Source organism: Treponema berlinense, assembly GCF_900167025.1.
Lineage (GTDB): Bacteria > Spirochaetota > Spirochaetia > Treponematales > Treponemataceae > Treponema_D > Treponema_D berlinense.
Genome location: NZ_FUXC01000029.1, coordinates 1 through 2,541 on the forward strand (window position 1 = coordinate 1; position 2,541 = coordinate 2,541).

Below are 2,541 nucleotides of genomic sequence, written 5' to 3' on the forward strand. Positions count from 1 at the left end.
TGATTATTCCGCGTGAAAAGCACCATCAAATTCAAATTTGAGCAACAGCAATTCACGCGTGGAGCACCACTAATATTTAGTAGAGCACCAAAAAATTATTTATGCATTTTTGCACAGAATTCACGCATATTCATTGAACCGGTTTCAACAAAGATTGCATTGTGAACTATACGGTCAAGAATAGCATCTGCATGGACTCCACCACCAAGACGGTCAAACCAGTCATCTTTCTTGTACTGGGTACAGAAAATTGTGGAAGCTTCGTCATGACGGCGTTCAATCAGTTCAAAAATAAAATGCTGTTCTTCATCAGAAATATCATCCATCAGCCATTCATCAATAATCAGAAGACCATACGAACCATATTTTTTCAGAAGCCGTTTTGCGTTTCCCCTCTGGATTTTTTCTTCGTCATGCTCGACAAGAAGATCCGGCAGACGAATGTACTTCGTAGAGTATCTCTGCTTACAGGCCTGTCTTCCCAGTGCACAAGCAAGATAAGTTTTCCCGGAACCTGTGAACCCCTGGAAGACAATGTTGGTGTTGCTGGAAATAAACTGGCATGTTGAAAGTTCCGTAATCAGGTTTCGGTCAATTCCACGTCCTTCATAGACAAGACTGGTTACTTCTGCCTTAGGAATCCTGAACTTTGCCTTTGCCATGAGGATCTTTACGCTGTTGTTGTACTTTTCCTGATAAAGGTAATCAGCCATCATCTGAAACTTCTGTTCAAACGGAAGTTCCGTCCAGTCTGCATTCTTTGAATAAATTTCGTATGCATTTATCAGTTCACCGAGCTTGAGTTCTCTGAGTTTCTTTTTTGTTTCGTCGTTAATCATTTTCATTTCCTCCGTAATAAGCTGAGCCTCTTATGTATCCTTGAGTGTTGTTTTGCTTAGGTTTATTCTGAAGTTGTTCAGCAAGAATATCCTGGTTTGCTGCAAGAATTGCATTCAGGTGGTGATATCTTGGGCTTCGAATCTGCATAAGCGCCAACTTACAGGCAGATTCCAGCCGGCTTTCAGAATATTTCTTACTTAGCCTGAGCAGGGACAGGGACGGGTTATATCCCTGTTCCTTTATTTTCACTCCTGCAAAAATCCTGTCGATGCATTCGCCGCAGTTAGGACCAATCTTGTAGGCCCAGTTCCTGATTCTTGCATCATCCCATTCAGGCTGCTGGAACTGATCGGGCATGTCCTGTGGATGGGTTGAGTAGCGGTATTCGATTCCTTCTGCGAATTTCTGGTGAGTCGCAACACGGTTTCCCTTCACGAAAATTTCCACAGTTTTATCAGTAACCTTGAGATCTGCTTCTGAACCGACATACTGGTATGGACAGGAATAGTTGTTCTTTTCGTAGACTACATGACAGTTGAGGTTCACTTTCCGCCTGTAAACCCATGTTGCAATCTCGTAAGGCACGTCAGGCAAAGGATTCAGAAACTTCTTTTCTTCCTGAAACACTTCCCAGCGGCTTGCGTCACGTTTCTGAAAAGGCCGTTTGTTGAATTCTTCAAGTTTTGACAGAATTGCAATCTGCAACTGCTCAAGAGAATAGAAAGTATGGTCCCGTAATGCTGCAATTATTGCGGTGGCAACCTTTCCGACAGTTCCCTCAACAGAAGCTTTCTGCTTAGGTTTGCGTACTCCTGTTGGCATGATTGCAGTCATGTAATGGTTTCCGAGAGCTTCGTAGGCTTCATTCAGGACAATTTCACCTTCTTTGGGATGCTTAACAACTCCTGTCTTTAAGTTGTCGCAGACTGTTTTGATGGGAACTCCCTTGAAATATTCATACATGTGAATGTGGCAGCGGAGCCATGAGTCCTGCTTCATGTCCCTGCAGGCTTCAACATACGAATATTGGCTGTATGGAAGTGTGGCTACAAACAGGTATGCCTTTACGGGCTCAAGGTTTTCTGGATTCAGATATTCCATTGTCGGCCCAGACCAGTCCACCTGAACTGCTATTCCAGGCTTGTGCTCAAGATGATTTGTAAGGCTGTTACTGATTACAAACTTGTTGTAACCGCGGCAGTATTTTGTGTAGCCCATTGGAATCTTTGTCAGTGAAGCACATTTGTCCTGATATTCCTGCCAGAGAAGTTTAAGAGTTACACCGGTTTTCTTCAGTTCTCCGTGAACGTACTCGTAGTCTGGCTGTTCGTACATATCTTCAAGCTGATTTCTGTCAGGGAAAAACATTCGGTAAACATCATCTTCGGACATGTTCTTGATGTCTTTTGTCGTGATATTGTTTTTCTCAGCGATTTGTTTTACTTCGCTGACAGTGTGGGGGCTGACATGTCGACTGGAACAGATTTGCCTTCGTGACATGCCACTTTCAATTAGCTCAAGAATGAGCTTCGGATTGATTTTGGCCATAAGCAGGCCTCCTTAAAATAAGATTTGAACTTTTATCAAGTTCATAAAAATCTTACTTAAGGTGTTATATTTTAGAAATATTTAATTGGTGCTCTTATTGATATTGGTGGTGCTCAGATGAATATTGATGGTTCATTTTCTGTGAAATAATCA

The 2,541-nt window shown here is 42.3% G+C and carries 2 protein-coding genes; both read right to left on the reverse strand.

The genetic code is table 11. The features are described 5' to 3' along the window. Positions 1 to 95 precede the first annotated feature (95 nt). Complete coding sequence (locus B5D47_RS11215) at positions 96 to 839, reverse strand: ATP-binding protein (RefSeq protein ID WP_078931919.1); 744 nt, start codon at positions 837 to 839, stop codon at positions 96 to 98. Beyond that, positions 832 to 2,388 (reverse strand): IS21 family transposase, encoded by a 1,557-nt coding sequence (gene istA / locus B5D47_RS11220; protein WP_078931918.1) that lies wholly within the window; start codon positions 2,386 to 2,388, stop codon positions 832 to 834. Before istA ends, B5D47_RS11215 begins: the two co-directional genes overlap by 8 nt. Positions 2,389 to 2,541: the final 153 nt, after the last annotated feature.